The organism is Brachybacterium zhongshanense, assembly GCF_055385755.1.
In genome coordinates this window covers 3212555-3236659 of sequence record NZ_AP043790.1, presented here as the reverse complement: position 1 = coordinate 3236659, position 24105 = coordinate 3212555, and the positions used below count along the sequence as shown (strand labels likewise).

25 protein-coding genes and 1 pseudogene are annotated in these 24105 nt (G+C 72.1%); 12 read left to right on the top strand and 14 right to left on the bottom strand.

Annotation, left to right across the window (positions count from 1 at the left end; all coding sequences use genetic code 11):
- Positions 1-23: 23 nt before the first annotated feature.
- A complete protein-coding gene (locus tag ACZ5AJ_RS14450) occupies positions 24-785 on the bottom strand; it encodes a GntR family transcriptional regulator (protein ID WP_464135735.1) in 762 nt (253 codons plus the stop codon).
- A 261-nt stretch (positions 786-1046) separates the two neighbouring features.
- On the opposite strand from ACZ5AJ_RS14450, the gene ACZ5AJ_RS14445 reads away from it, so the two are divergent.
- Positions 1047-1349, top strand: a complete 303-nt coding sequence (locus ACZ5AJ_RS14445; protein WP_464135734.1) for a hypothetical protein — start codon at positions 1047-1049, stop codon at positions 1347-1349.
- Positions 1350-1426: 77 nt separating this feature from the next.
- Here ACZ5AJ_RS14445 and ACZ5AJ_RS14440 read toward each other — a convergent pair.
- Positions 1427-1552, bottom strand: a pseudogene (locus tag ACZ5AJ_RS14440) (glycoside hydrolase family 38 N-terminal domain-containing protein); the annotation flags it as partial.
- Between the two features lie 135 nt (positions 1553-1687).
- Here ACZ5AJ_RS14440 and ACZ5AJ_RS14435 point away from each other — a divergent pair.
- Together ACZ5AJ_RS14435 and ACZ5AJ_RS14430 are read left to right on the top strand one after the other, a co-directional pair.
- Positions 1688-2662: a hypothetical protein gene (locus ACZ5AJ_RS14435; protein ID WP_464135733.1), complete on the top strand. Its 975-nt coding sequence runs from the start codon at positions 1688-1690 to the stop codon at positions 2660-2662.
- A 68-nt stretch (positions 2663-2730) separates the two neighbouring features.
- Positions 2731-3954 carry a toxic anion resistance protein gene (locus ACZ5AJ_RS14430; RefSeq protein ID WP_464135732.1) on the top strand — a complete coding sequence of 408 codons (1224 nt, stop codon included), beginning with the start codon at positions 2731-2733 and terminating at the stop codon, positions 3952-3954.
- Positions 3955-4002: 48 nt separating this feature from the next.
- Here ACZ5AJ_RS14430 and ACZ5AJ_RS14425 read toward each other — a convergent pair whose 3' ends face one another.
- From ACZ5AJ_RS14425 to ACZ5AJ_RS14410, 4 genes are all read right to left on the bottom strand, one after another.
- A complete protein-coding gene (locus ACZ5AJ_RS14425; RefSeq protein ID WP_464135731.1) occupies positions 4003-5709 on the bottom strand; it encodes an ATP-binding cassette domain-containing protein in 1707 nt (568 codons plus the stop codon).
- On the bottom strand, positions 5709-7427 hold the full coding sequence (locus ACZ5AJ_RS14420; RefSeq protein WP_464135730.1) for an ABC transporter substrate-binding protein: 1719 nt from the start codon (positions 7425-7427) through the stop codon (positions 5709-5711). Before ACZ5AJ_RS14420 ends, ACZ5AJ_RS14425 begins: the two co-directional genes overlap by 1 nt.
- A gap of 197 nt (positions 7428-7624) precedes the next feature.
- Positions 7625-8614 carry an ABC transporter permease gene (locus ACZ5AJ_RS14415; protein ID WP_464135729.1) on the bottom strand — a complete coding sequence of 330 codons (990 nt, stop codon included), beginning with the start codon at positions 8612-8614 and terminating at the stop codon, positions 7625-7627.
- 31 nt (positions 8615-8645) lie between these two features.
- Positions 8646-9587, bottom strand: a complete 942-nt coding sequence (locus ACZ5AJ_RS14410; protein WP_464135728.1) for an ABC transporter permease — start codon at positions 9585-9587, stop codon at positions 8646-8648.
- 883 nt (positions 9588-10470) lie between these two features.
- On the opposite strand from ACZ5AJ_RS14410, the gene ACZ5AJ_RS14405 reads away from it, so the two are divergent.
- Entirely contained in the window at positions 10471-11205 is a 735-nt protein-coding gene (locus tag ACZ5AJ_RS14405) for a hypothetical protein (protein WP_464135727.1), read from the top strand.
- A 110-nt stretch (positions 11206-11315) separates the two neighbouring features.
- Positions 11316-12476, top strand: a complete 1161-nt coding sequence (locus tag ACZ5AJ_RS14400) for an MFS transporter (RefSeq protein ID WP_464135726.1) — start codon at positions 11316-11318, stop codon at positions 12474-12476.
- Between the two features lie 109 nt (positions 12477-12585).
- Here the strand turns inward: ACZ5AJ_RS14400 and ACZ5AJ_RS14395 are convergent, their stop codons facing one another.
- The 3 genes from ACZ5AJ_RS14395 to ACZ5AJ_RS14385 form a co-directional block, all read right to left on the bottom strand.
- Complete coding sequence (locus ACZ5AJ_RS14395) at positions 12586-13644, bottom strand: Gfo/Idh/MocA family protein (RefSeq protein WP_464135725.1); 1059 nt, start codon at positions 13642-13644, stop codon at positions 12586-12588.
- Positions 13638-14702 (bottom strand): Gfo/Idh/MocA family protein, encoded by a 1065-nt coding sequence (locus ACZ5AJ_RS14390; RefSeq protein ID WP_464135724.1) that lies wholly within the window; start codon positions 14700-14702, stop codon positions 13638-13640. Before ACZ5AJ_RS14390 ends, ACZ5AJ_RS14395 begins: the two co-directional genes overlap by 7 nt.
- Positions 14703-14768: 66 nt before the next feature.
- Positions 14769-16148, bottom strand: a complete 1380-nt coding sequence (locus ACZ5AJ_RS14385) for an aminotransferase class I/II-fold pyridoxal phosphate-dependent enzyme (protein WP_464135723.1) — start codon at positions 16146-16148, stop codon at positions 14769-14771.
- Between the two features lie 172 nt (positions 16149-16320).
- Between ACZ5AJ_RS14385 and pdxS the strand changes: the two genes are divergently transcribed.
- Genes pdxS through ACZ5AJ_RS14360 form a run of 5 tightly spaced genes read left to right on the top strand, consistent with a single transcriptional unit; the run spans position 16321 to position 19742 of the window.
- Entirely contained in the window at positions 16321-17211 is an 891-nt protein-coding gene (pdxS, locus tag ACZ5AJ_RS14380; RefSeq protein WP_464135722.1) for a pyridoxal 5'-phosphate synthase lyase subunit PdxS, read from the top strand.
- Positions 17212-17234: 23 nt separating this feature from the next.
- Complete coding sequence (pdxT, locus tag ACZ5AJ_RS14375; protein WP_464135721.1) at positions 17235-17888, top strand: pyridoxal 5'-phosphate synthase glutaminase subunit PdxT; 654 nt, start codon at positions 17235-17237, stop codon at positions 17886-17888.
- 49 nt (positions 17889-17937) lie between these two features.
- Positions 17938-18201 (top strand): type II toxin-antitoxin system Phd/YefM family antitoxin, encoded by a 264-nt coding sequence (locus ACZ5AJ_RS14370; RefSeq protein ID WP_464135720.1) that lies wholly within the window; start codon positions 17938-17940, stop codon positions 18199-18201.
- A 2-nt stretch (positions 18202-18203) separates the two neighbouring features.
- A complete protein-coding gene (locus ACZ5AJ_RS14365; protein ID WP_464135719.1) occupies positions 18204-18596 on the top strand; it encodes a type II toxin-antitoxin system VapC family toxin in 393 nt (130 codons plus the stop codon).
- Between the two features lie 24 nt (positions 18597-18620).
- Complete coding sequence (locus ACZ5AJ_RS14360; RefSeq protein WP_464135718.1) at positions 18621-19742, top strand: TolB family protein; 1122 nt, start codon at positions 18621-18623, stop codon at positions 19740-19742.
- 123 nt (positions 19743-19865) lie between these two features.
- Here ACZ5AJ_RS14360 and ACZ5AJ_RS14355 read toward each other — a convergent pair whose 3' ends face one another.
- Both ACZ5AJ_RS14355 and soxR read right to left on the bottom strand, forming a co-directional pair.
- On the bottom strand, positions 19866-20495 hold the full coding sequence (locus ACZ5AJ_RS14355; protein WP_464135717.1) for a superoxide dismutase: 630 nt from the start codon (positions 20493-20495) through the stop codon (positions 19866-19868).
- A 94-nt stretch (positions 20496-20589) separates the two neighbouring features.
- Positions 20590-21102, bottom strand: a complete 513-nt coding sequence (soxR, locus tag ACZ5AJ_RS14350) for a redox-sensitive transcriptional activator SoxR (RefSeq protein WP_464138779.1) — start codon at positions 21100-21102, stop codon at positions 20590-20592.
- Positions 21103-21351: 249 nt separating this feature from the next.
- Between soxR and fdxA the strand changes: the two genes are divergently transcribed.
- Positions 21352-21681, top strand: coding sequence for a ferredoxin (gene fdxA, locus ACZ5AJ_RS14345; RefSeq protein WP_464135716.1), 330 nt, complete (start codon positions 21352-21354; stop codon positions 21679-21681).
- Between the two features lie 36 nt (positions 21682-21717).
- On the opposite strand, the gene ACZ5AJ_RS14340 is transcribed toward fdxA, so the two are convergent.
- Genes ACZ5AJ_RS14340 through ACZ5AJ_RS14330 form a run of 3 tightly spaced genes read right to left on the bottom strand, consistent with a single transcriptional unit; the run spans position 21718 to position 23837 of the window.
- Positions 21718-22212 carry a flavodoxin domain-containing protein gene (locus ACZ5AJ_RS14340; protein ID WP_464135715.1) on the bottom strand — a complete coding sequence of 165 codons (495 nt, stop codon included), beginning with the start codon at positions 22210-22212 and terminating at the stop codon, positions 21718-21720.
- A gap of 44 nt (positions 22213-22256) precedes the next feature.
- Positions 22257-23267 carry a hypothetical protein gene (locus ACZ5AJ_RS14335; protein WP_464135714.1) on the bottom strand — a complete coding sequence of 337 codons (1011 nt, stop codon included), beginning with the start codon at positions 23265-23267 and terminating at the stop codon, positions 22257-22259.
- Positions 23268-23273: 6 nt separating this feature from the next.
- The gene (locus ACZ5AJ_RS14330) at positions 23274-23837 is read right to left on the bottom strand and encodes an MFS transporter (RefSeq protein WP_464135713.1); all 564 of its coding nucleotides are present in this window, start codon (positions 23835-23837) and stop codon (positions 23274-23276) included.
- A gap of 80 nt (positions 23838-23917) precedes the next feature.
- Between ACZ5AJ_RS14330 and ACZ5AJ_RS14325 the strand changes: the two genes are divergently transcribed.
- Positions 23918-24091, top strand: coding sequence for a hypothetical protein (locus ACZ5AJ_RS14325; RefSeq protein ID WP_464135712.1), 174 nt, complete (start codon positions 23918-23920; stop codon positions 24089-24091).
- The last annotated feature ends 14 nt before the right edge of the window (positions 24092-24105 follow it).

Genomic DNA, 24105 nt, shown 5'->3' with positions numbered 1-24105 from the left:
GTCGCCCCTCTGCGGTCTTCGGCTCAGGAGTCGACGAGGGTGACCTCGAAGGAGTAGCGCGAGGCCCGGTAGACGTGGAAGCCGAACTCGACGACGCTGCCGTCGTTGGCGAAGGACTTGCGCTCCATGGTGAGGAGCGCGGCGCCGGGCTCCTCGTCCAGCAGATCGGCGTGCTCGGCGTCGGCGACGGTCGCCCCGATCCGCTCGTGGGCGAGGACGGAGGTGACACCGCGCTGGCGCAGCGCCTCGTAGAGGCCGGTCGCAGTGAGCTCCTCGCGGGTGGGGGCGATCCGCTCGGGCAGGGTGTTGCGCATGACGGCGAGCGGCTCGTCGTCGGCGAAGCGCACCCGCAGCAGCTCGAGGACGAGCTCGCCCTCGGCGAGCTGCAGGCGGTCGACAGCCTCGGCGTCGGGGCGGCCGATGCGGTACTCGACGATCTCGGTTCGGGGCGCCTTCCCGGCCGTGCGCAGGTCGTCGTAGAGGGAGGTCAGCGCGACCTGCCGATTCACGGGCGCCTGCACCACCTGGGTGCCGACGCCGCGCTTGCGCACGAGCATGCCCTTGTCGACGAGCTCCTGGATGCCCTGGCGGACGGTGGGGCGGGACAGGCCGAGCCGCTTGGACAGCTCCAGCTCGTTCTCGAGCCGGCTGCCGGGAGGCAGCTCGCCCTCGCGCATCGCCCTCTCGATGCCCGCGGAGAGCTGGAGGTACAGCGGGATCGCGAGGTCCCGGTCGATCGTGATGTCGACCTGCCGCGCCGTGCTGAGCTCAGATGATGCGACCATCGCGCCCGTCCCCTCCATCCCCTCGACCTACCCCGGCCCCTCGTCCGACCCCGCACGCCGCCTGCGGCTCTCGCGCCGGGTGCACCGCCCGCGCCGGGTGCACCGGGTGCGCCGGACTCACTCGGTGCGCTCGACGCCAGGATACGGTCCGGGATCCCCTCCGCCAGCCGTTCGGCCCGCCGCTCATGGACGCTCCCGCAGGTCGACGCCGACGGGGCCGTCGGCCGTGAGGGAGCGCTCGGCGGCGGCGACCCGGTCGCGATGATCGACGAGTATCCCGAGCGCATCGGCTACGTCCACATCAAGGCCTTCGACCCGGACATCACCCGGGAGGCCCATGAGAAGGACTGGCCCTTCGGGGCGGCCGTCGCCAAGGGCGCCTCGGTGCGACCGCCGGCGGGGCTGCCGGACATGCGGGAGCTGGTCGCGAGGCTCGCCGCCCTCGACAAGGACCTCTACGTGATCTGCGAGCAGGACCTGTACCCCTGCGACCCGGCGCTCCCGCTGCCCAATGCGATCGCGACCCGCGAGTTCCTCGCCGACTGCGGTCTGGGCGTGCGCTGAGGGCGTGCGCTCGGGGCGTGCCCCGCCCCGCTCGGGGTCAGAGCGCGGCGCGCACGGTCGTGATCCCGAAGGGGCTCGTCGTGCTCGAGGAGGCAGAGGACGCTGCTGAAGGCGCGGGCGCACCTGCGGCGGGTCTCGCGCAGCGGCCGCAGCCAGGCGGAGTCGATGTGCGCATGGCCGACCGCAGCACGGACGACCGCAGACAGGATCGCGATGCCGATGCTCGACCATCCTCCAGCACCCCGCGATAGCCTCTTCCCATGCCTGTGACGAGGCCGTCGACCCGGTGAGCTGGGCGACCGGTCCTCGTCTCCGCCTCGGAGGATGACGAGGAGCCTGTGAGCGAAGCACGAGACCCGTCGGCGCGGACGCCGTCGAGCGGGGATCCGTCCGTCGGGGAGCAGCCGCTCCCCGACCTGCCCGCGCCCGAGCCCGCACCCGCACCGTCACCTGCTCCCGCGCCCGCACCGGGCGATGTCGACCTCCCCTGGAAGGCGACGCCGGAGCGCCGCGACCTGTGGGGCCCGGTCGAGAAGCCGCTCGAGGGGACCGTGCGCCCGCCCGCCTCGTCGGCCGTGGGTCGCCGACGGCGCGGACCGCTCGTGCGCTTCGGCGTGCCCCTGCTGATCGGCACGGTCCTCGGAGCAGGGACGATCGCCGTCGGCCTCGCCACCGCGTTCGCGAGCCCGCTGCTCGTGCTCGGCGCAGGGGTCGGCGTCGGCGTCGTGGCCTTCGGCGGAAGCGGCCTCGCCCTGAACAGGGGCGGACGCGGCGACGGATCCGGACGCCGGGTCCAGGCGGCGGGAGCGACCCCCGTGCTCCCCACCTCCGTCCAGGACTCGACCCGCGCCATGCTCGAACGGATCCTCGCGGCCGACGCCTCCTCCCGCGAGCGCGTCGCCGCCCTGCGCCCGAAGGCCGCCGGCGTCGCCCCCGTGACCCTCGCGCTGGATGACGTCGACCAGCTCCTGACCCGGATCGATGCCCTGGTCGGCACCGAGCAGCTGCAGGCCCTGCGGCCCTCGTCGGGCGAGCTCACGATGCTCGACGGCATCGCGACCCGGTACACCCCCGAGCTGCTCGATGCCGCGGCCGACGTCGTCGGCTTCCTGCAGACCTTCGCCGGTAGCGCCCGCGAGGAGGCGCTCGCGAACCTCGAGAGCATCGACCGTCAGCTCGGAGTGCTGTCCGAGGGCGTCGAGCAGATCGAGTCCGACATCCTCCGCGGCGTCTCCCGGGACCTCGAGGTGCACGCCGAGTTCCTGCGCACCCGCTTCGCCGACCAGCACCTCAACCCCATCATCGACGTCTGACCCGGCACGACCCACTGACACGGACCACGAACACGGACCACGGACCCGCAACCGCCCAGGAGGCCCCGATGGACAAGCTGCAGCCCCCCACCCCCGCCGAGGAGATCACCCCCGCCGAGCCCGTCGAGGAGATCAGCGACGACCAGGCGGTATCCCTCCTGCCCGAGCTGCCCGACGAGCAGCAGCAGGACCTCGAGAAGAGGGCCGACGCCTGGGTCGAGCAGATCTCCGCCCTGAACCCTCACTCGCAGGAGTTCACCGCGCAGGTCGACGCCCTCGGCGCCGTCGCCCGCCGCACCTTCGAGCGCACCAGCCAGACCTCATCCCGCTTCATGCAGCAGTCGCTGCGCGAGGCCAAGGACAAGGGCAACGCCCAGGAGTCCGTCGCCAAGTCGCTCTCGGAGCTGCGCACCACCATGGAGGATCTCGCCCCGAAGGAGGAGACCTTCGCCGATCGCGCGCTCTCCTTCCTGCCCGGACGCAACGCCGCCAAGCGCTACTTCCGCAGCTTCGAGTCCAACCAGGACCAGCTCGATGAGGTCCTCGGCGCCCTCTCCCGAGGCCAGGAGATGCTGCAGAAGGACAACGCCGAGCTCGCCGTCGAGCGCCGAGGCCTCTGGGAGGACCTCCAGGCCCTGCAGAAGGCCGCCTACCTGCTCGGCCTCCTCGACGAGCGCACCGTGCGACGCGCCGAGCAGAAGCGCGCCGAGGGTCGGGCCGCCGAGGCCGACGCCATGGAGCGAGACGTCCTCTTCGCCGTCCGCCAGCGACGCCAGGACGTGGCCACCCAGATCGCCGTGACCGTCCAGGCCTACCTGTCGATGGGCCTCATCGAGGACAACAACACCAAGCTCCAGCAGGGCGTCGAGCGAGCCCGCACCACCACCGTCACCGCCCTGCGCACCGCGGTCATCACCGCCCAGGCGCTCGAGAACCAGAAGATCGTCCTCGACCAGATCGACGCGGTCAACCGGACCACCGACTCCCTGATCGACCGCACCTCCAAGATGCTCGCGGACAACTCGCTGAAGATCCAGGAGCAGGCCGCCACCTCAGGCGTCTCCGCGGAGACGCTGCAGAAGTCCTTCGACAGCCTGTTCGCCACCATGGACGGCATCGATCAGTTCCGCAGCCAGGCCAACCAGAACTTCCTGACCACGGTCACGAATCTCGAGGCGCAGGTCCAGCGGGCCCAGCCCTACATCGAGCGGATGCAGAAGGAGCGCCCCGAGCACGCGGAGATCGAGGCCGCCACCACCAGCGCCGCCGACCTGCTGCAGATCGAGGACTGACCAGAGGGCCCGTCGGAGGAATGACCGGGGGCTGCCAGCAGAACCGGATCAGGCGGCCGGGGCCTCTCCTTCACGCAGGCGCCGCTCGGGATCCGGCACGCTGGCGAGCAGGGCGCGGATGTACTCATGCTGCGGATCGCCGAGGACCTGGCGGACATCGCCCTGCTCGACAGCCCGCCCGCGCCGCAGCACCGTCACCTCGTCGGCGAGCGACCCCACGACCGCGAGGTCGTGGCTGATGAACACGCAGGCGAACTGCGCGACCTCGATGGCGTCGCGGAGGACCTCGATGACGTGCGCCTGGATCGTGACGTCGAGGGCGCTCGTGGGCTCGTCGGCGATCAGCAGCGACGGCCGACGGATCAGAGCCCGGGCGATCGACACCCGCTGGCGCTGACCGCCGGACAGCTCGTGCGGGAGGCGGTCCGCGTAGGAGGCGGGCAGGCGCACCGTCTCGAGCGCCTCCCGGACCCGTGCGGACATGTCGGTGCGGGAGGTGCCACCGGCGAGCTGGAGCGGCTCGGCGATGCTCCAGCCGACCGTGCGGCGAGGATTCAGCGACGATGCCGGGTTCTGGAAGACCATGCCGACACGGGAGTAGGCCTCGCGTCGGGCGGCGCCGCCGAGGACGCGGGGGTCCACGCCGTCGAGCTCGAGCACCCGAGCCTGTGCGGGCACGAGACCGGCGAGCGCCTTGCCCCAGGTGGACTTCCCCGAGCCCGACTCGCCGACCAGGCCGTGGATCTCCCCGGCGCGGATGCGCATCGACACGTCGTCGAGGGCCAGGTGGGACCCTCCGCGGCGACGGTACTCGACCGACAGGCCCTCGACCCGCACCGAGGGGACCGGCTGCTCGGCCGCACCAGCCTCGTCGGCCGCGCCAGCGCCGTCAGCCGCGCCAGCCCCGCCAGCCCCGTCAGACGGAGCCGCCCCGTCGGCCGCCTCCGCCCCGTCGGCGCGCTCGAGGCTCTCGGCGAGGCGCGGCACCGCGGAGAGGAGAGCCCGCGTGTACGGGGCCTCGGGCTCGGAGAGGATGCGGCGGAAGCCGCCCTGCTCGACGGCGACGCCGTCCTTGAGGACGACGACCTCGTCGGCGATCTCGCCGACCACACCCATGTCGTGCGTGATCAGCAGGACGCCGATCTCCCGCTCCCGGACGATCCGCACGAGGAGGTCGAGGATCCCGCGCTGGACGGTGACGTCGAGCGCGGTGGTGGGCTCGTCGGCGATCAGCAGCGAGGGGTCGCCGCTCAGCGCGAGAGCGATCACGACCCTCTGCAGCTCGCCGCCGGAGAGCTCGTGCGGGTAGGAGCGGGCGGTGCGCTCGGGATCGGGCAGCCCCACCGAGGCCAGGAGCTCGGCGGTGCGCCGCTCTGCGCGGGCCCGGGAGCGGATGCCCTCGCGCACCGCGAGCACGTCGCGGAAGACCGCCGACACCCGCATCACCGGGGACAGCGACTGCCCCGGCTCCTGGAAGATCATGCCGATGCGGCCGGCGCGGATCCGACGCATCTGCTGCGGTGATCGTCCGACGAGCTCCTCGCCGTCCAGGCGTGCGCTGCCATGCACGCGAGCGGTGCGCGGCGCGAGCCCGATCGTGGCCAGAGCGGTGATGCTCTTGCCCGATCCGGACTCGCCGACCAGGGCCGTGATGCGACCGGCGCGCACGGAGAGGTCCAGGTCCTGCACGATCGTGCGGCCCTGGATGCTGACCTGCAGGCCCGAGAGGGCCAGGAGCTCGTCGGAGTCGGTCATCAGCCCAGCGTCACCGTGAGGTAGTTGGGGTAGGCCGGGAACTCGCCGATGACGAAGTCCTTCACACCGGAGCCGTGGATGAAGGAGTTCTTCGAGAAGATCAGCGGGACCACCGGGGAGTCCTCGAGGATCTGCTGGTCGACGGCCGCCCACAGCGCATGCGCCTCGTCGGCGTCGATCGTCGAGGAGGCCTCGAGGATCGCGGCGTCGACATCGGGGTTCGCGTAGCGCGCGAGGTTGTAGTTGCCGCCGCCGATCTGGCTCGAGTCGAACAGCGGGGTGAGGTTCGCGTTCGGGGAGGGGACGTCGGGCTGCCAGGAGCTGAGCACCAGGTCGTAGGCGCTGCCGTCGCCCGCGGTGACCTCGGAGGTGTAGGCGTTGTCGTCGAGCGGCTGGATGGTCACCGTGATCCCGGCGCGGGCCAGGCCCTGCTGGATCGCCTCGGCGGCCGACGTCTGGGTGTCGTTGATGACCAGGCGCAGGGTCAGGTCGCTGACGCCCGCGTCCTCGAGCATCGAGGCGGCGAGATCGGGGTCGCCGGTCGGCTCGTCGGAGTACAGCGAGTACTCCTGGCGCCCCTCGATGCCGGGGGTGATCAGCGTGGTCGCGTAGTCGCCGGAGATCTCGCCGCCCTTGGCGGTGCGGTAGGCCTCCTTGTCCACGGCGTACTGGATGGCCTGGCGGACCGTCACGTCCTGGAGCGCCTCCGACTCCGTGTTCAGAGCGAGGTACTCGAGGGCGCCGGGACCCGAGGTGACCAGGCGGTCGCCGACATCGGGGTCGTTCTGCGCCTGGACCAGCTGAGCGGTCGGCACGAACGTGGACAGGAACGAGCTCTGGGCATCGGAGCGGTCGGCGATGATCGACTGGGCGACGACGCTCGCGTCCTGGGCGAGGGCGAACTCGATGGTGTCGGGGCCGCCGACGCGCGCCTGATCGGTGGACGCGTCCCAGTTCTCGTTGCGCTGCAGGATCGCCTGGCTGCCCGGGGAGTAGGACTCGAGGCGGTACGGGCCGGAGGCCACCGGCGCGGTCGCATACGTCTCGGGCTCCCCGGAGTCCTCGGGCACCGGCGCGAAGGCCGGGGTCGAGGCGATCCAGCCGAAGTCGCCGTAGGGACGGTTCAGGTGGAGGACGAGGGTGGTGTCGTCGGACGCCTCGATCGAGTCCAGGTGCTCCCCGGAGAACGGGCCCTCGTAGTCCTCGCCGCCCTCGAGCAGCACCTTGTGGTAGGTCAGGCCCCCGGTGAGCTCAGGGGCGAAGGAGCGCTCGAGGCCGTACTTGATCGTGGCGGCGGTGATGGGGGTGCCGTCCTCGAACAGCAGTCCCTCCTGGAGGGTGAAGGTCCAGGTCCTCCCGTCGTCGGACGCGGTGCCGGTGTCGGTCGCGAGATCGGGGATCAGCTCCGTGGGAGCATCGGCCGACGTCTTCCAGGCGGTCAGGCGGCGCGCGGTCAGACCGAGCGTCGTGATCGCCAGGTTCTGGCTGGTGGCCGGGTCGAAGCTCATCTCCTCACCGGTGGAGTAGATGGTCAGCGTGCCGCCGGTCGCGCCGCCGCCGTCGGACGACCCGCCCGAGGTCCCGCCGTCCGTGCAGGCCGCGAGGGCGGTGGTGCCCAGGAGCAGCGGGGCCGCGGCGAGCACCCCACGACGGGGCAGACGACCCAGCAGGGGTGACGGGGCCGACGGGGACTGCTGGGGCCGGGATGCGGGGGTCATGGCTTCTCCTGGGGGTGTGCGGAGCGGATGGGAACGGGGAGGCCGGGGTGTCCGGCTCCTCCGGGGTGCTGAGGGCCACGGGCTGTGGGCCGGGCTGGCTCGACTGGCTGGACTGGATTGGCAGGACTGGGCTGGATTGGCAGGACTGGACTGGACTGGGCAGGCAGGGCGGGGAGCTCAGGGGTGGCGACATCGGGTCATGCGCGGCTCCGGGCGAGGCGCTTGTCCAGGACGGGCCGCAGCAGATCGGCCGTCAGGTTCGCGAGGACGATCAGGAGCGAGCCGACGAGCGTGGTGCCGACGATGACCGGCAGATCCGCGGTCGTGGTGGCGTCGAGCAGCAGCGCCCCCAGACCCGGCAGGCCGAAGATCCGCTCGGTGATGACGGTGCCGCCGAGCAGTGCGCCGATGTCCAGGGCGATCAGGGTCGTCAGCGGCAGGGCAAGGTTGCGCAGGGCGTACCCGTCGACGCGCCGCTCCGACAGCCCGGCGGCGCGCGCGGTGCGCACGTAGTCCAGGCCCAGCTGCTCGATCATCGAGGAGCGCACGAGCCGCGCATAGACGGCGCCGTTGAGGAAGGCGAGCGTCGCCCACGGCAGGATCAGGTGCCGCGCCCACTGCCAGGGGCCGTCGGCGAAGGCCTCGTAGCCTCCGCTGGGCAGCAGATCCAGGCGCAGGGCGAACACGACGACTGCCAGGAGGCCGACGACGAACGCGGGCGCCGACGCGGCGATCACGGAGACTCCCGTGACGATGCGGTCCAGGATCCCGCCCTGCCGTCGGGCGGCCAGCGCCCCCGCCGCGATGCCGAACAGGGCCTGGAGGGCGACCGCTCCGATCGCGATCGAGAAGGTGATCGGGAAGCGCTGGCCGATCAGCGCGGTGACCGGCTGATGCATCTGGAAGGAGTAGCCCAGGCACGGGGCCGCGCACTCCACCACGACGTTCTCGGAGCCGAAGCTGCGCCCGGTGAAGATCGCCCCGATGAAGGCCGCGAACTGCACGTACCAGGGCCGGTCGAACCCCATGAAGCCGCGGGCGGCCTCGAGGTCGTCGGGCGAGCAGGGCTTCCCGCACATCTGCAGCGCAGGATCGATGGGGGCGACGTAGAAGATCGCGAAGGTCAGGGCGACGACGGCGAGCAGCACGGCGAGGCTGCGCACCACGCGGACCAGAGCGGGGCTCATGCGCGGCCTCCTCGCGGGTCGAGGGCGGGGCTCATGCGCGGCCTCCTCGGGGGTCGAGGGCGTCGCGCAGGGTGTCGCCGAGGATGTTGAAGGAGAAGGTCACCAGGAACAGAGCCGCCGCCGGGAACAGGAGGAATGCCGGATCCACGAGCAGCCAGCTGATCGCGTCACCGATCGAGCGCCCCCACGACGGTGTCGGAGGAAGCATGCCGACGCCCAGGAAGGACAGCGTCGCCTCGGCGGCGATGCGGCCGGGGAGGGAGATGCACGAGTAGACGATCACCGTCGAGGCGACGTTGGGCAGCACCTGGTGGCGGAACAGATGCCAGAACCGCGCCCCCATCACCCGCGAGGCGACGACATAGGGCTGGCTGACGATCACGCGCGTCTCGGCGGCGACCACGCGGGCGATGCCGGGCCAGCCGAACATGCCGATCACCAGCGTCAGCAGCAGCGCTCGCGGTGCCTCCAGGGGGAACAGGGCGCTGAGGGCGATCGCGAAGATGAGGAACGGGAAGCCGAGGGTGACGTCGGTGGCGAAGTCGACGATCTTCTCGACGATCCCGCCGACGGCTCCCGCGACGATCCCCAGCACCACACCGATCACGGTCGCCAGCACGGTGGACGCGATGCCCACGAGCAGCGACACCCGAGCTCCGTAGACGACCTGCGAGAACAGGTCGCGTCCCGTCCCGGGCTCGACGCCGAACCAGTGCTCGGAGCTCACCCCGCCGAGGACCCCCAGCGGCGAGGTGTCCGGGCCCAGCGCATCCGCGTGGTACGTGAAGGGGTCGTTCCCGGACAGCGCCGCCAGCTGCGGGGCGAACACCGCCGACAGCAGGCTGACCGCCACGACGATCGCCGCCGCGAACGGCAGCGGCCGCAGGAACGATCTCCAGACGGGAGCGCGGGCCGGGCGCTCCTCCAGGGAGGATGCGGCCTCGGCCGGGAGGGCTTCACTGGTGGTCATCATGCGAGGGCTTCACTGCTGGTCATCACGGGGGCTTCACTGGTGGACATCACGGGGGCTTCACTCGTGGTCATGACGGGGTTTCACTCATAGTCATCACGAGAGCTTTCGACGGAGCAAAGTTTTAAGCGATAAAGAGTATCCCACCGTCTCGCCGTCCCAACACGCGCCGCTCGTCACACTCCGACACCTACCGCCCCTGACCTGGGCCTCTGCCCAGGCCCCTGGCCCCGCCCATGGCCCTGGCCCGAGCTCGCGCCGGCCACCCCGACTGCCCTGGCCCGACCCTCCCTGGCTGCCCCGACTGCCCTGGCCCGACCCCCACTGGTTCCGCCGACCCCGGAGCCGCTGTCCATGATCGGTAGATCTGGCAGCAGTCGGTAGCTGAGCGGCACTTGCCCTGCAATACGCGAGGCAAGTGCCGCTCACCTACCTTTCGTTGCCATACCTACCCCTTGTTGCCATACCTACCGCCGACGGACAGTCACGAGCAGGCAGGACGCAGGAATCGGCGGCAGCACCAGCCCAGCCCAGCCCTACCCAGCCCAGCCCAGCCCAGCTCGACCCAGCCCAGCCACGGTGCAAGCACGGGGGATACCCTGGAGGATGCGACGAGGGGAGGCGAGAGCGCACCATGGCAGTCCACGATGATCGACAGGCAGGGCCCTCGCGCCGCCTGCCGACTCGGTCAGCCCCACCACTCCGACAGGCCTCGCCACTCCGACCGGCCCCGTCGCCCCGACCGGCCCCGTCGCCCCGACCGGCCCCGTCGCCCCGACAGGGCCCGCCATTCCGACCGGCCCGGGCCCTCGAGGGGAGACTGCTCGGACCGGGCTCGCGGGGGCTCACGACACGGCGCCGTCGCGGCCGCTGGCTGACCGTCGGGGTGCCCGTCGTCCTCGGCGGGAGCTTCGGGATCGGGACGTTCATGCTGCTGGGCGTGGCGAGCCTCGTGGGCGGTGCAGGGCTGCTGCCGCCGCTCATCGCGGGGGTCGGCATCGGTGTCGTCGTCGGCGGGGGCAGCGCGCTCCTGCTGAGGGAGCGGCGCGCAGCGCCCGTGCGGCTCGACGCCGCAGGATCCGCCGGCATCGAGGTCCGCGAGGGCACGCGTCGGACACTGACCGGGGTGGTGCGCTCGACGCGCAGACTGCGTCGGCGTCTGACCAGGCTGCGCCGTCGGACCCGTCGGGGCACCGGCCTGCCTGCGGTCGTGCACCGGGCCGAGGCGCTGCTGGAGCAGATCGATGCGCTCGCCTCGACGGCCGCACTGCAGTCGCGCCGCGCCTCCGACGACGATCTGATGCTGGTCGAGGGCATGGCGGAGCGCTACATCCCCGACCTTGTCCGTGCGCTCGAGGACACCGCGCCGATGCTCCAGCTGAGCACGGGCCGCAGCCATGACCAGGCGGTCGCGAACCTCGCGAGCATCGATCAGCAGCTCGAGGCGCTCGGCGCGCGGCTCGACCGCGTCGAGGACGATCTCGTCGCCGGTGTCACCCGCTCCCTCGACGTGCATGCCGAGTTCCTGCGGGCCCGCCTGTCCGAGCCGACGAACTTCGAGGCCGGGATCGAGACGAGCATCGACATCGGGCGCTCCTCCGGTCCCACCGCCACCCGCTGAGCTCCCCTTCCTCATCCCTGGAGCCTGTCACGACCACCATCGCGCCCCGTCGCTTCGGCGCCCTCCGCGACCGCCATTCGCGCCCGTACCTGATCACCGCGGGGCTGTCGATGATGGGCGACAACATCGAGCACGTCATCACCTACTGGTTCCTGTGGCAGGCGTTCCACTCGCCCGCCCTGGTGGGCTTCCAGGTGATCAGCCACTGGCTGCCGTTCCTGCTGCTGTCGGTGTGGTTCGGCGAGCTGGCTGAGCGCTTCGACTGCCGGCGCATCATTCAGATCGCCCAAGGGCTGTTCGCGTTCGTGTCGCTGGCCTGGGGCGTCCTGTTCCTCACCGGCACGCTGGAGATGTGGATGGCGTGCGTGCTGCTGGTCCTCCACGGCTGCGCGGGGGCGCTGTGGGGTCCGGCGGAGCAGCTGATGCTGCACGACTTCGCCGAGCCGGAGGAGCTGCCGGGGGCTGTGCGGCTGAATGCGACCTTCCGGGGGCTGGGGGTGCTGGCGGGTCCGATCGTCGGCTCGGCCCTGCTGCTGCTGTTCGGTGCGGGCGGCGGAATCCTCGTGAACATCCTGTTCTACGTACCGATGACTGTGCTGATGCTGCGCACCCCGTACACCGGGCACACGCGCGACGGCTTCGTGCGCAGAGAGCGGCTGGGCCCGCTGCGCTCGCTCTCGGTGCTGCGGACGGTCGCGGGAGATCGGGTGCTGATCGCGATGATCGTCCTCGGTGCGCTGATCGCCGTGTGCGTCGGATCCTCGCTGCAGGTGGCGATGCCGACCCTCGCCGACGGGCTCGGCGCCGGCGACGCCGGCTTCGGCTACGGGATGCTGCTGTTCGCCAATGGGGTCGGCGGGGTCGGCGGCGGGTTCCTGCTGGAGGCCACCGGCGCGATCCGGCCGACGACGAGGGCGGCCGTCGTCGCGACCTTCCTGTTCGGGCTGACGACGGTGATCGTGGCCGTCTCCCCCAGCTATGCGCTGACGGTGATCGCGCTCGTGGTCGGGGGTGTCGCGAACCTGGCGTCCGCGACGATCGGGCAGGCCGTCGTGCAGCTGCGCGCCCCGGTGTCCGAGCGCGGGCGCGTGATCGGGGTCTTTGGGATGCTCACCAGCGGGCTGCGCACCGGCAACGGCATCTCCATCGCTGTGCTCGGCTCGCTGCTGGGCGTGACCGGGGCCGTCCTCGCCGGGGGCGCGGTGCTCGCCGTCGGCGCGCTCGCGATCGCGCTGATGATGGCGGTCTCGGGCGCTCGAGCACGACGCTGACCCCGGTCCCTCCCCGCCGGTCCCTCCCTGCAGGTCGCTCCCGGCCGCACCCCCGATCAGTCGCTCCCGGCCGCCGCACCGGACCGCCGCACCCGGCCGTCGCCCGGCGTCAGACGTCGGCGAGGCGCACCGGCTGCCCGGTGCGCACGGACTCCTGGGCCGCGGCGACCACGCGGACGGTCCGCAGACCGACGTCGCCCGTCGGCTCGCTCGCGACGCCGGAGCGGGCCGCGGTGAGGAAGGCGTCCAGGAGCCGGGCGTCGAGGTCGGCGCCGACGGGGAGCCACTGGCCGACACCTCCGACGTGCTGGGCGAAGGCGTCGATCTGGAGCTGTCCGCCGGTGCCGACGGCCTGCAGCGTCAGCCCGCCCCAGGTGGGCGAGTCCGCCGGTTCGGACCAGGAGCAGTCGATGGTGGCGACGAGACCGGAGGGATAGGTGAGCGTCACCAGGCCGCCGGTCTCGGCGCCCTCGCCGGCGCGGTCGGCGCAGAGGATCCGATTGGTCACGGCGTGCACGCTCTCGGGCTCGCCGACGAGGGAGTCGAGGATCTGTGCGACGTGCACCGTGTGGTCCACCATGGCGCCGCCGCCGGAGAGGGCGACGTCGGTGAACCAGTCGCGGCCGGTGGGCAGCTTGCCGTTGTTGGTGCCGGTCAGGCCGATGACCTGCCCGAGGGTGCCGTCGGCCACCGCGGAGCGCAGGGCGTCGACGGCGGGCGAGAAGTGGACCGGGAAGGCGGTCATGAGGACGACGCCGGCCTCGCGGCAGGCGGCGACCATCTCCTCGGCATCGGCGACGGCGGTCGCCAGCGGCTTCTCGCACAGCACGTGGGCGCCGCGCCGGGCCGCCTCGAGGACGAGGTCCCGGTGGTGGGCGTTGGCGCTGGTGACGACCACGGCGTCGGGGCCGCCCTCCCAGTGCTCCCACGCCGCCCGATAGGAGTCGACGACCTCGATGCCGCCCGCCCCGCCGACGTCACCGAAGCCGCCGGGGTCCGCGACGACCAGCTCGACGTCAGCGCGGTCCCGCAGCAGCGCCGCATAGCCGGCGGCATGCGTGTGCGCGCAGCTGAGGAGGGCGACGCGCAGCGGCTCTGCGGCCGACGGCGCTGCGGCCGACGGCTCGGTGGTCTCAGGGGCGAGGGTCTCCGGGGCGGGGGTCAGCATGCGAGGCTCCGTCCGGTGCGCAGGGAGTCGAGGGCGAGGCGGGCGATCTCGACGGCGCGGACGCCGTCGGCCGCACTCACCCGGCAGGGGCCGCCGGTCGTGATGGCACGGGCGAACTCGACGATCTCGGCGGCATAGGGGTCGTCGAAGGCGGCCACCGAGGGCAGGAAGCCGTCGCCCGAGGAGCGGCGCGCGGAGGCGACCTCGTCGAAGGCGACGCCGGTGTCGGCCGCGGAGTCGTACTCGAGGCGGCCCTCGGAGCCGGCCAGGGAGAAGGTGTAGCGGAAGGCGGTGCCGGGCGGTCCCCAGAATCCGCGGCAGTGCGTGATCGCTCCCGAGCGGTGGGTGAGGACCACATGGGCGGTGCGCACGGAGTCGTCGTCGGCCGCGATGGACTGCCGCGCATGGACGGCGACGACGTCACCGGCCATCCACAGGGCCTGGTCGATGTCGTGGATCATCTGGTCCATGACGATGCCGCCGGACTGGGCCTCGTCCCCGAACCAGGGCTGGCGCGGGAAGGTGCCGGTGCGCTCGAAGCGGAGCACGGCGAGCTCGCCGATCGCGCCCTCGTCGATCGCTCGCTTCGCCGCCGCGTACTGGGGGAAGAAGCGGACGACGTGCGCGGGCAGGAGCCGACGGCCGACGCGCTCGGCATGCTCCGCGACCGATCGGGCGTCCCCGGACTCGAGGGCGAGGGGCTTCTCGCAGACGACGTCGATCCCCGCGTCGAGGGCGGCGTGGACGATCTCGGCATGCGAGGGGGTCGGGGTGCAGACGTCGGCGACATCGACCGCCGCGAGCAGCGAGGCGAGATCCCTATGGATGACGGCCCCGGTCAGCTCGGAGAACTCCTCGGCGCCCGCGAGGCTGAAGCAGTGCAGCTCGGCCCCGATCCCGGCCCAGCCGGTCAGGTGGGAACGGGAGATCCCGCCGGTGCCGACGATGCCGACGCGCAGCGGCGCCGACGGCCGCGACGCGGACTCGATGGGGTCGGGCTCGATGAGGCCGGGGGCTGTGGAGGAGCCGGGCAGGGGGCCGACGCTGGTCCGAGGCATGGCACGAATCTATCGCGCCCGCCCGCCGTCGCGCCCACCCGCCGTCGCGCCCACCGCCTCTCGCGCTCACCTCGCCGCGGCGACCAGATCCGCGGCCAGCGCCTCCGTCTCGACGTCGGTGAGGTCGTGGACGGTGACGCGCAGCTGCTGCGAGGGCCCGGCGTCGGGGTCGAGGCGGAAGTCGTCGCCGGTGCGCACGAGCCATCCGCGGCGCATGAGCCGGGCGGCGACCTCCCGGGCGGGGGCGCCGACGTCGACCCACAGGCTCATGCCGTCGCCGGCGCGGGCCGGGAGCCCGGCGTCGGCGAGGCGGGCGGCGAAGGCGGCGTTGCGCTCGGCGTAGAGGATCCCGGCGCGCTCGACGAGGGATCGCGAGTCCTCGTCCTGGAGCACGGCGAGGGCGATGCGCTGCAGCAGATGGCTGACCCAGGTGGTGCCGGGGCTGAGCCGCAGGGCGAGCCGGTCGGCGGTCTCGGGGTCGGACGCGGTGACCGCGAGGCACATGTCGGGGCCGAGGAACTTCGAGACCGAGCGCACGAGCGCCCAGCGCCGATGGTCGGGCCCGACGATCGACCGGAACGGCGTGCGCGCCAGCAGGGAGTAGTAGTCGTCCTCGATGACCAGCACGTACGGGTGGTCGGCGAGGACCTCGCGCAGCTGCTCGGCGCGCTCCTCGCTGAGGGAGGCGCCCGTCGGGTTCTGTGCGCGGGGGGTGCACACGACCGCGCGCACGCCCTGCTCGAGGGCAGCGCGCAGCCCGTCGGCCGTCATGCCGTGCTGGTCGACGGGGACCGGGACCGCCCGGTAGCCGCCGAGGCGGACGGTCTGGATGCTCGCGAGGAAGCACGGGTCCTCGAGTGCGACGGCGTCGTCGCGCAGCAGCGCCTGGGCGAGCAGGCGCTCGATCGCGTCGACGGCGCCGCTGGTCAGGGTCAGGCGGATCCGGTCGGCGGCGACGGGCACGTCGGGCGCCATCCAGGTGCGGGCGAACTCCTCGAGGGACCGGTCGATGACGGGCTCCCCGTAGAGGACGGGACGGCCCGCGGCGGCCTGCAGGGCGGGAGCGATGTCGGGGATGAGCTCGGGCAGCGGGTTTCCGGTGCCGACGTCGCGCAGGGGGCCCGCTCCGGGGGCGCGCCCGCCGCCGGGGTCGGCGTAGCCCTCCTGGGCGACGCGCTCGGGGCCGGCGATGCGGGTGCCGGCGCGGCCCTGGGCGACCACCAGGCCGGAGCGGGCGAGGCGCCGATAGGCGGCGACGGCGGTGTTGCGGTTGATGCCGAGCCGCTCGGCGAGGGCGCGCACCGGGGGCAGCGCATCGCCGGGGACGAGGTCCCCGCGCTCGACCAGGGAGCGCACGCTGTCGGCGATCTCGGCGGCGGTGGCGCCGGAGATGGCCGACGCGCCCGCCGGCCCCCGGGGGGCGGACTGTTCGGGGGGAGCGCTCACGATCCCGAGCCTAGCGGCCCGACGGGCCCGACGATCCCCTCGTGACCCCCTCTTGCGTTCGGCATGGGCCAAAGTCCAGTATTGGCATAGATCAAACGAGCACCCGACACCCGACACCCGATATCGGCCGACGACGGCCGTCGGCGCCCGGGTCCATCACGAGGAGACACCCATGAGCACCACGACCACCGGCACCGGCAAGGTCAAGCGCGGCCTGGCGGAGATGCTGAAGGGCGGCGTCATCATGGATGTCGTCACCCCCGAGCAGGCGAAGATCGCCGAGGACGCGGGCGCCGTCGCGGTCATGGCGCTCGAGCGCGTCCCCGCGGACATCCGCGCCGAGGGCGGCGTCTCCCGCATGAGCGACCCCGACATGATCGACGGCATCATCGAGGCCGTGTCGATCCCTGTCATGGCCAAGGCCCGGATCGGCCACTTCGTGGAGGCGCAGGTCCTCCAGGAGCTGGGCGTCGACTACATCGACGAGTCCGAGGTCCTCTCCCCCGCCGACTACGTCAACCACATCGACAAGCACGGCTTCACCGTCCCCTTCGTCTGCGGGGCCACCAACCTGGGCGAGGCGCTGCGCCGCATCACCGAGGGCGCGGCGATGATCCGCTCGAAGGGCGAGGCCGGCACGGGCGACGTCTCCGAGGCCACCAAGCACATCCGTCGGATCCGCGGGGAGATCGCGGCGCTGCGCCACCTGAGCAGGGACGAGCTGTACGTCGCGGCGAAGGAGCTCCAGGCCCCCTACGACCTCGTCGCCGAGGTCGCCGAGACCGGCGAGCTGCCGGTGGTGCTGTTCACCGCGGGCGGCGTCGCGACCCCCGCCGACGCGGCCATGATGATGCAGCTCGGGGCCGACGGCGTCTTCGTCGGCTCGGGGATCTTCAAGAGCGGCAACCCTGCCCAGCGCGCGGCCGCCGTCGTCAAGGCCACCACCTTCCACGACGACCCCAAGGTCATCGCCGAGGTCTCCCGCGGTCTCGGCGAGGCCATGGTCGGCATCAACGTCGCCGACCTGCCCGCCCCGCACCGCCTGGCCGAGCGCGGCTGGTGAGCGCGGTCGGGCGGAGGCTTCCCGTGGGCTCCAGCAGCGGCCCGCGCGTCGGCGTCCTGGCCCTGCAGGGCGATGTGCGCGAGCATGCGCGGGTGCTCGAGCAGCTGGGCGCGCGGGTGTCGCTGGTCCGTCGGCCGACGGAGCTCGCCGAGGTCGACGGGCTCGTCATCCCCGGCGGCGAGTCCAGCGTGATGGACAAGCTCGCGCGGATCTTCGAGCTGCGGGATCCGCTGCAGGCGGCGATCGCGGGCGGCCTTCCGGTCTACGGCACCTGCGCGGGGCTGATCATGCTCGCCGATCGCCTCGTCGACGGGATCGAGGGTCAGCAGACCCTCGGAGGCCTCGACGTGACCGTGCGGCGCAATGCCTTCGGCGGGCAGGTCGAGTCCTTCGAGACGGATCTCGAGGTCCTGGATCCGCTCATCGCCTCGGGGCCGGAGACAGGGCTGGAGACGCGGCCGGGCTCGGAGCCTGGGTCGGAGCCGGGGCCGGTGCGGGCCGCGTTCATCCGCGCTCCTGTGATCGAGGAGGTCGGGCCGACGGCGAGGGTCCTCGCGACGCTGCCCGACGGCCGTGCCGTCGCCGCGGCCCAGGGCAGCGTGCTGGGCACCTCGTTTCATCCGGAGGTCACGGGCGAGCTGCGCTTCCACCGCCGCTTCCTGACGCTGGTCGGCTGAGCTCAGGCGGCCCGCGACGCGCCGACCTCGATGTACTACGATGAAGCACATGAACGACGTCGGGATCCGTGCCCTCAAGCAGAACGCGTCCGCCGTCGTCGCGGAGGCGGCGAGGGGAGAGTCGATCACGATCACCGACCGCGGTCGTCCTGTCGCCAGGATCGTCCCGCTCGCCGCATCGCCCGTCGACGAGATGCTGCGGTCCGGGCGGATGCGTCGGCCGCGCATCGACCTCTCCGCGCTGCCGGAGCCGGTCGCCGGCGAGGATCTCTCCTCCGCGCTGCGATCCATGCGGGACGCGGAGAGGTACTGATCGTGGCGCACTACATGGACACGTCGGCGCTCGTGAAGCTGGTCGTCTCGGAGCCCGAGTCGGAGGCTCTGCGCACCTGGATCCGTGAGACCGAGCCCCTCCTGGTCTCCAGCGATCTGACCCGGACCGAGCTCCTGCGCGTGACGCGGCGAGCCTCACCCGAGAACGTGCTCGCCGCGCGGTGCGTGCTGAGCGCCCTGCACCTCATGACGCTCTCGACGTCGACATTCGAGTCCGCCGGTCAGCTGGATCCCACGATCCTTCGCACTCTCGATGCCGTGCATCTGGCCGCCGCGCTCGAGCTCGGAGATGACCTCAGCGGCGTCGTCACCTACGACGAGCGTCTCGCGGAGAGCGCACGCCACCACGGCATCCCGGTCCTGGCCCCCGCCTGAGCAGGGAGTGCGATACTCCGCGGCATGAGCGACCACGTCCCCTGGCGCACCCTCGCCCCCGGCCAGCGCTGCCGCATCCGCATCTGGGACCGCCGGAGCGGAGGCGTCCGCACGGTGCACGAGTGCGATGAGCGCCTCTACGAGGCCCCGAACTGGACGGCCGACGGCCGTCTCCTGCTCAACGGCGACGGGCGGCTGTGGCTCCTGCCCGTCGTCGGCCCCGTCGGACCCGCCCATCCCTCTGCCGACCCTGCCGACCCTGACAGCCCCGCCGTCCCCTCTGCCGACCCCGCCTCGGCCGGGCCCATCGAGCTCGAGGTCCCCGGGCTGCCGCCGGTCAACAACGACCACGTCCTCGCGCCCGACGGCACCGGCGTCTGGGCATCCGCGGCCGACGGGCACATCTGGCACGTGCCGGTCGACGACGGCTTCCGCCTCTCGGGGCCGATCCGTCGGGTGACCTCGGACGACGGCGGGATGCACTTCCTCCATGGGGTGAGCCCCGACGGCACGCGTCTGGCCTACGTGCATGTCACCGAGCACCAGGGGGACCCGTGGGGCTCGGCGGTGATCCGCACCGTCGGCGCCGACGGCACGGACGACCGCCGCCTGACCGCACCGCCCGGCCCGGCCGACGGCTGCGAGTGGACGCCCGACGGCGCATGGATCCTGCTGAGCACGGAGGACTTCTCGGAGACCCCCGGTCACGCCCAGATCGCCCGCATCCGGCCCCATGCTGCGGCCGATGGCATGACCGACGGCACGGCCCGCGGCTCGATCGATGTCACGGTCGGCGTCACGGCCGGCGGGGGCGGGCTCGAGCAGCTGACCGACGACGAGCGGGTCAACTGGTTCCCGCATGTCGCGCCCGCGGGCGATGCGGCCGTCCTCCTCAGCTTCCCGCCCGGGACGATCGGGCATCCGGCGGATCTCGAGGTCGAGCTGCGGCTCGTCGATCTCCCCACCGGGTCCGACGCCGACGACGACACCTGGGTCGATGCCTGGCGGCATCCCACGACGATCGTGGCCCTGCACGGCGGCCAGGGCACGATCAACGTGCCCAGCTGGGCACCTGACGGCTCGGCCTTCGCCTTCGTCGACTACCCCGTCGACGCCGGGTGCGCCAGCAACGCCCCCGCACGATGACGGAGCGTTGACAGAGCGGCCGGCCCCCTTCACCGGGGACCGGCCGCTCTCAGCCGCGGCCTCTCAGCCGCGCCCTGTCAGCGCACGCAGCGCCGAAGCCTCACAGGCGCGCAGGCCGAGGCCTCACAGACCCGGGACCACCAGACCGGACGCATTGCTGCGCGCGTTCTCGAACCGCGCCTGCACATCCGCCCAGTTCACGATGTCCCAGACCGCCTTCACATAGTCAGCCTTCACGTTCTGGTAATCCAGGTAGAACGCGTGCTCCCACATGTCCAGCTGGAACAGCGGAACCGTCGCCACCGGCACACCGTTCTGCTGATCGTAGAACTGCTCGATCACCAGGTTCCCACCCGCCGGCTCATACGCCAGCACAGCCCAGCCCGAGCCCTGGATCCCCAGGGCCGCCGCCGTGAAATGCGCACGGAACCCGTCGAACGACCCGAAGTGCTCATCGATCGCCGCCGCCAGCTCACCGGTGGGCTTGTCCCCACCCTCCGGCGACAGGTTCTTCCAGAAGATCGAATGGTTCGTATGACCACCCAGGTTGAACGCCAGATCCTTCGACAGCTGATTGATCGAACCGAAGTCCCCGGCCTCACGCGCCGCCGCCAGCTTCTCCAGCGCCGCGTTCGCACCCTTCACATAGGTCGCATGATGCTTCGAATGATGCAGCTCCATGATCTGACCCGAGATCGAAGGAGCGAGCGCCCCGTAGTCGTAGTCCAGGTCCGGAAGCGTGTACTCCGCCATGGTGATGCCTTCCTGTCAGATGAACGTGTCTCGACCATAGAACCTCAAGCACCCCTGAGGTCAAGCGCCGCGTCATCCTGTGACCTGGGAGTTGTCAGGAACCCTGTCGTCCGGACCCGTCGGTGGGGTCGTCGTCGAGATCGTCGGAGAGGTCGTCCAGTCGGCGGGCTCCGGCGCCGGTGGCCGCCAGTGCGTCGTCGGGGTTGAGCAGGGCGCAGGCCTTCAGCGACAGGCATCCGCAGCCGATGCAGCCGGTGAGCTCGTGCTCGAGGCGCTCGAGCCCGCGGCGGCGCTCTTCGATCTGGCGCTTCCAGCTGCGGGAGGCGCGCTGCCATTCAGCGTGCGACGGGGTGCGCTCCATGGGGACCTCGGCGAAGGCCGCCTGGACGTCGGCCAGCGGGATGCCGAGGCGCTTGGCGACGGAGACGAGGGAGACGCGACGCAGCATGTGGCGGGCGTAGCGGCGCTGGTTGCCGGGGGTTCGCTCGGAGGCGATCAGCCCCAGCTCCTCGTAGTAGCGCAGCGCGGAGACCGCCACGCCGGTGCGGCGGCTCATCTCCCCGATCGTCAGCAGCTCCTCGGGCTCATGCGAGCCGTCCTCCGCCATGCTCCTCGCCTCCTCGATCGTGCCGGCCGTGCTCGTCACCTGGTCCCTCCCCTCCGCCTGCTCCTGCCCCTCCGCCATCATGCCCCATTTGACCTCAAGTGCACTTGAGATCTTACGGTCGACGCAGTCGTCGACCGCGTCGACCGATCCGTCGGACCGTTCCGTCGGACCGTTCCGTCGGACCGTTCCGTCGGACCGTTCCGTCGGGCGGCGCGGGTCGACCGGTCGGATCCTGGAAGGTGGAGAGTCGTGACATATGTGATCGCGCTGCCGTGCGTGGACGTGAAGGACCGCGCCTGCGTGGACGAGTGCCCTGTGGACTGCATCTACGAGGGCAATCGCTCGCTGTACATCCAGCCCGACGAGTGCGTCGACTGCGGAGCGTGCGAGCCGGTCTGCCCGGTGGAGGCGATCTTCTACGAGGACGACCTGCCGGATGAGTGGGCGGACTACTACAAGGCGAACGTCGAGTTCTTCGACGAGCTCGGCGCCCCCGGCGGCGCCGCGAAGATGGGCACGATCGACAAGGACCATCCCCTCATCGAGGCTCTCCCGCCGCAGTCGAACCCGCTGGACTGAGCGTCCGGCACGGCTCGACCGACCTGTCCGCGCAGCTCAGCCCGCCAGCGACGGCCGGATCTCCCGCGCCCAGGAGGCGACGAGGTCGAGGTCGCGGAAGTCGCCGGTCGGCGTGCGCATCGACTTCAGCATCACGCGCTCGTGCATCGGAATGCGGTCCATGAGCACCCAGCCGGGGAAGTTCGCCGCGGCGACCGCCTCGAACGGCGCATGGGCGAGATAGCCGTCGGTCGCCTTCTGATGCTCCCGCGTGGCGGGATCCGCGGCCGATCCGGAGCAGGAGAAGAACGCGACCGGTCGGCTCGCGAGAGCGTCGGCGTGCGCGGCGCTCCACCGCTCGAGGGACTTCTCGACGGACTCGATGCGCACCGCGGATCCGACGACGACGGCGTCGTAGGCCGACGGATCGGGCGCGTCCTCGATGTCGACGACGTCGGCCGCGACGCCCTCGCCGACGAGGGTCTCAGCGATGGTCTCGGCGAGCGTGCGAGTGGCTCCGGAGTGGGTCGCGTAGGCGACGAGAACGGTCATGCGGTGATGATGGCAGGTCCCACCGCCGACCTGCGGGACCGAGGTCACCGCCGCGCGCCCGTCGGACGGTCCTGGCGCCCGCCTGTCCGCGCGGCGGTCCCCCTCCCCGTCGCGGCGATCGCGATGGTGACGATCGCGCCCGCGGTCAGCAGCGCGTACACGGCCGCATAGGCGCCCGTCCCGGTGATGGCGGGGACGATCCCTCCGAGCGCTCCGCCGAGGATGACCGCCATGACCGCCGTGGTCGAGGAGACGGCCAGCGACTCCCCCGTCTGCAGGGCGGAGCTGTAGGCGCCCTGCTCGCCGGGCGGTGCGAGATCGAGCGTGGCGGTGGCGATCCTCGCGGAGGCGATCCCCATGCCGAGCCCCTTGAGGACCGCTGCCGCGACCACGACCGGGATGGGCACGAGATCGAGCACGAGCAGCAGGACGACCAGCGGGGACAGCGCCACCAGCGGCGTCGCCAGCAGGATCAGGGTCCGGTGCCGTCCGGCCGACGAGCCCGCCTGCGCCTGCAGCCACGATCCGATCGCCCAGCCGCCGGCACCGGCCGCGATGATCAGGCCCGCAGCGGTCGGTGAGAGGCCGCGCTCGGACTGCAGATGGAGCGTGAGGTGCACATCGGTCGCGGTGGCGGTCGCCCCGAGGCCGGCGCGCAGCACCACCAGCCGCTGCGCCTGCCCGCGCAGACGCAGCGTCCCCGGCGGGAGCAGCGCGCGGGAGACGATCGCGAGCGCCACCAGGCCAGCGGCGACGACGACGATCCCGCCCGCACCGTGGACCTGGGCTCCCAGCTGCAGGGCGATGAGGATCGCGGCGGCCGCGACCGCGAGCAGGCCCCGGCGGCCGACGATCGGCGGTGCCGGCGCAGGATCCGCCGCCTCTCCGCCGGCAGCCCCAGCAGATCCGTCGGCGCCACCGGACCCGTCGGCCCCGGCAGACCGACCAGCCCCATCGGCCCCGGCAGACCGACCAGCCCCATCGGCCCCGGCAGCCCCGTCGCATCCGTCGGCCCCGATGCCGCGCGAGGCGCGGAGCTGACCGAGCAGAGCCACCAGGGATCAGGCGAGGATCGGACCGAAGACGGCACGCCAGCTCGAGAGATCGGCGAGCGCGCCCGCGACGACGGGGCCGAGCATCGAGGGCAGCAGCCAGGCGGTGGTGAGCAGGCCGAACATCGCCGGCCTGGCCGGAGGGTCGATGATCCGGGCGATCAGCACGTAGAGCACGACGCCGACGGCACCGCCGCCGATGCCCTGCAGCAGTCGTCCGACGATGAACGACGCGGGGTCTGATGCGATCACGCACAGCGCGATGCCGAGCAGGAGCACGGACCCGCCGACGACCAGCGGCGGGCGCGGCCCGCTGCGGTCGGACCAGCTGCCGCCGATCGCCATGCCGACCAGAGCGGTCGAGATCGTCGCGGCGTAGGCGAGGGAGTACCAGCGCTCTCCGCCGAGGTCCACCATCGCGACCGGCAGGATGGTGGTGGTCGCGAAGGCCTCGAAGGCGATGCAGGTCTCGAGCACCATCGCGGTGACGATGAAGAACCACGTCCGTCCGGTCCACAGGCGGGCCCTGCGCAGGGCGCCGTCGACGGCCGACGGTGACTCGTGGGCGCTCATCCGCTCTCCTCCCGATGTGCAGAGCTCCTGCAGTGCAGAGCGCCGGATGCCGCCCGCACCGGCAGTCAAGGACCTCAAGGATGCTTGAGGTCAAGTCGGCCGGCTGCGCGCCGCTGACCAGCGGGGAGGGCGCGCGATCGGATCCGGTCACGACGGTCACGATCTCGGTGCCAATGCAGGGCGAATGCTCGCACCGCACACCTCCCGAGGCGGACAATCCGGACACGACCGGTGGCGTCCGGGCATCGCCGTGACGCGAAGGAGCGCA

Bases quoted from the DNA above. Each gene is read 5' to 3' on its own strand.
- ACZ5AJ_RS14445 (WP_464135734.1), top strand. From the start codon at position 1,047: ATGATCGACGAGTATCCCGAGCGCATCGGCTACGTCCACATCAAGGCC.
- ACZ5AJ_RS14340 (WP_464135715.1), bottom strand. From the start codon at position 22,212: ATGACCGTTCTCGTCGCCTACGCGACCCACTCCGGAGCCACTCGCACG.
- ACZ5AJ_RS14355 (WP_464135717.1), bottom strand. From the start codon at position 20,495: ATGGCGGAGTACACGCTTCCGGACCTGGACTACGACTACGGGGCGCTC.
- ACZ5AJ_RS14410 (WP_464135728.1), bottom strand. From the start codon at position 9,587: ATGATGACCACCAGTGAAGCCCTCCCGGCCGAGGCCGCATCCTCCCTG.
- pdxS (WP_464135722.1), top strand. From the start codon at position 16,321: ATGAGCACCACGACCACCGGCACCGGCAAGGTCAAGCGCGGCCTGGCG.
- ACZ5AJ_RS14395 (WP_464135725.1), bottom strand. From the start codon at position 13,644: ATGCTGACCCCCGCCCCGGAGACCCTCGCCCCTGAGACCACCGAGCCG.
- ACZ5AJ_RS14400 (WP_464135726.1), top strand. From the start codon at position 11,316: ATGATGGGCGACAACATCGAGCACGTCATCACCTACTGGTTCCTGTGG.
- ACZ5AJ_RS14390 (WP_464135724.1), bottom strand. From the start codon at position 14,702: ATGCCTCGGACCAGCGTCGGCCCCCTGCCCGGCTCCTCCACAGCCCCC.
- soxR (WP_464138779.1), bottom strand. From the start codon at position 21,102: ATGGCGGAGGACGGCTCGCATGAGCCCGAGGAGCTGCTGACGATCGGG.
- ACZ5AJ_RS14425 (WP_464135731.1), bottom strand. From the start codon at position 5,709: ATGACCGACTCCGACGAGCTCCTGGCCCTCTCGGGCCTGCAGGTCAGC.
- ACZ5AJ_RS14360 (WP_464135718.1), top strand. From the start codon at position 18,621: ATGAGCGACCACGTCCCCTGGCGCACCCTCGCCCCCGGCCAGCGCTGC.
- ACZ5AJ_RS14370 (WP_464135720.1), top strand. From the start codon at position 17,938: ATGAACGACGTCGGGATCCGTGCCCTCAAGCAGAACGCGTCCGCCGTC.
- ACZ5AJ_RS14450 (WP_464135735.1), bottom strand. From the start codon at position 785: ATGGTCGCATCATCTGAGCTCAGCACGGCGCGGCAGGTCGACATCACG.
- ACZ5AJ_RS14430 (WP_464135732.1), top strand. From the start codon at position 2,731: ATGGACAAGCTGCAGCCCCCCACCCCCGCCGAGGAGATCACCCCCGCC.
- ACZ5AJ_RS14420 (WP_464135730.1), bottom strand. From the start codon at position 7,427: ATGACCCCCGCATCCCGGCCCCAGCAGTCCCCGTCGGCCCCGTCACCC.
- ACZ5AJ_RS14330 (WP_464135713.1), bottom strand. From the start codon at position 23,837: ATGAGCGCCCACGAGTCACCGTCGGCCGTCGACGGCGCCCTGCGCAGG.
- ACZ5AJ_RS14415 (WP_464135729.1), bottom strand. From the start codon at position 8,614: ATGAGCCCCGCTCTGGTCCGCGTGGTGCGCAGCCTCGCCGTGCTGCTC.
- ACZ5AJ_RS14325 (WP_464135712.1), top strand. From the start codon at position 23,918: ATGCTTGAGGTCAAGTCGGCCGGCTGCGCGCCGCTGACCAGCGGGGAG.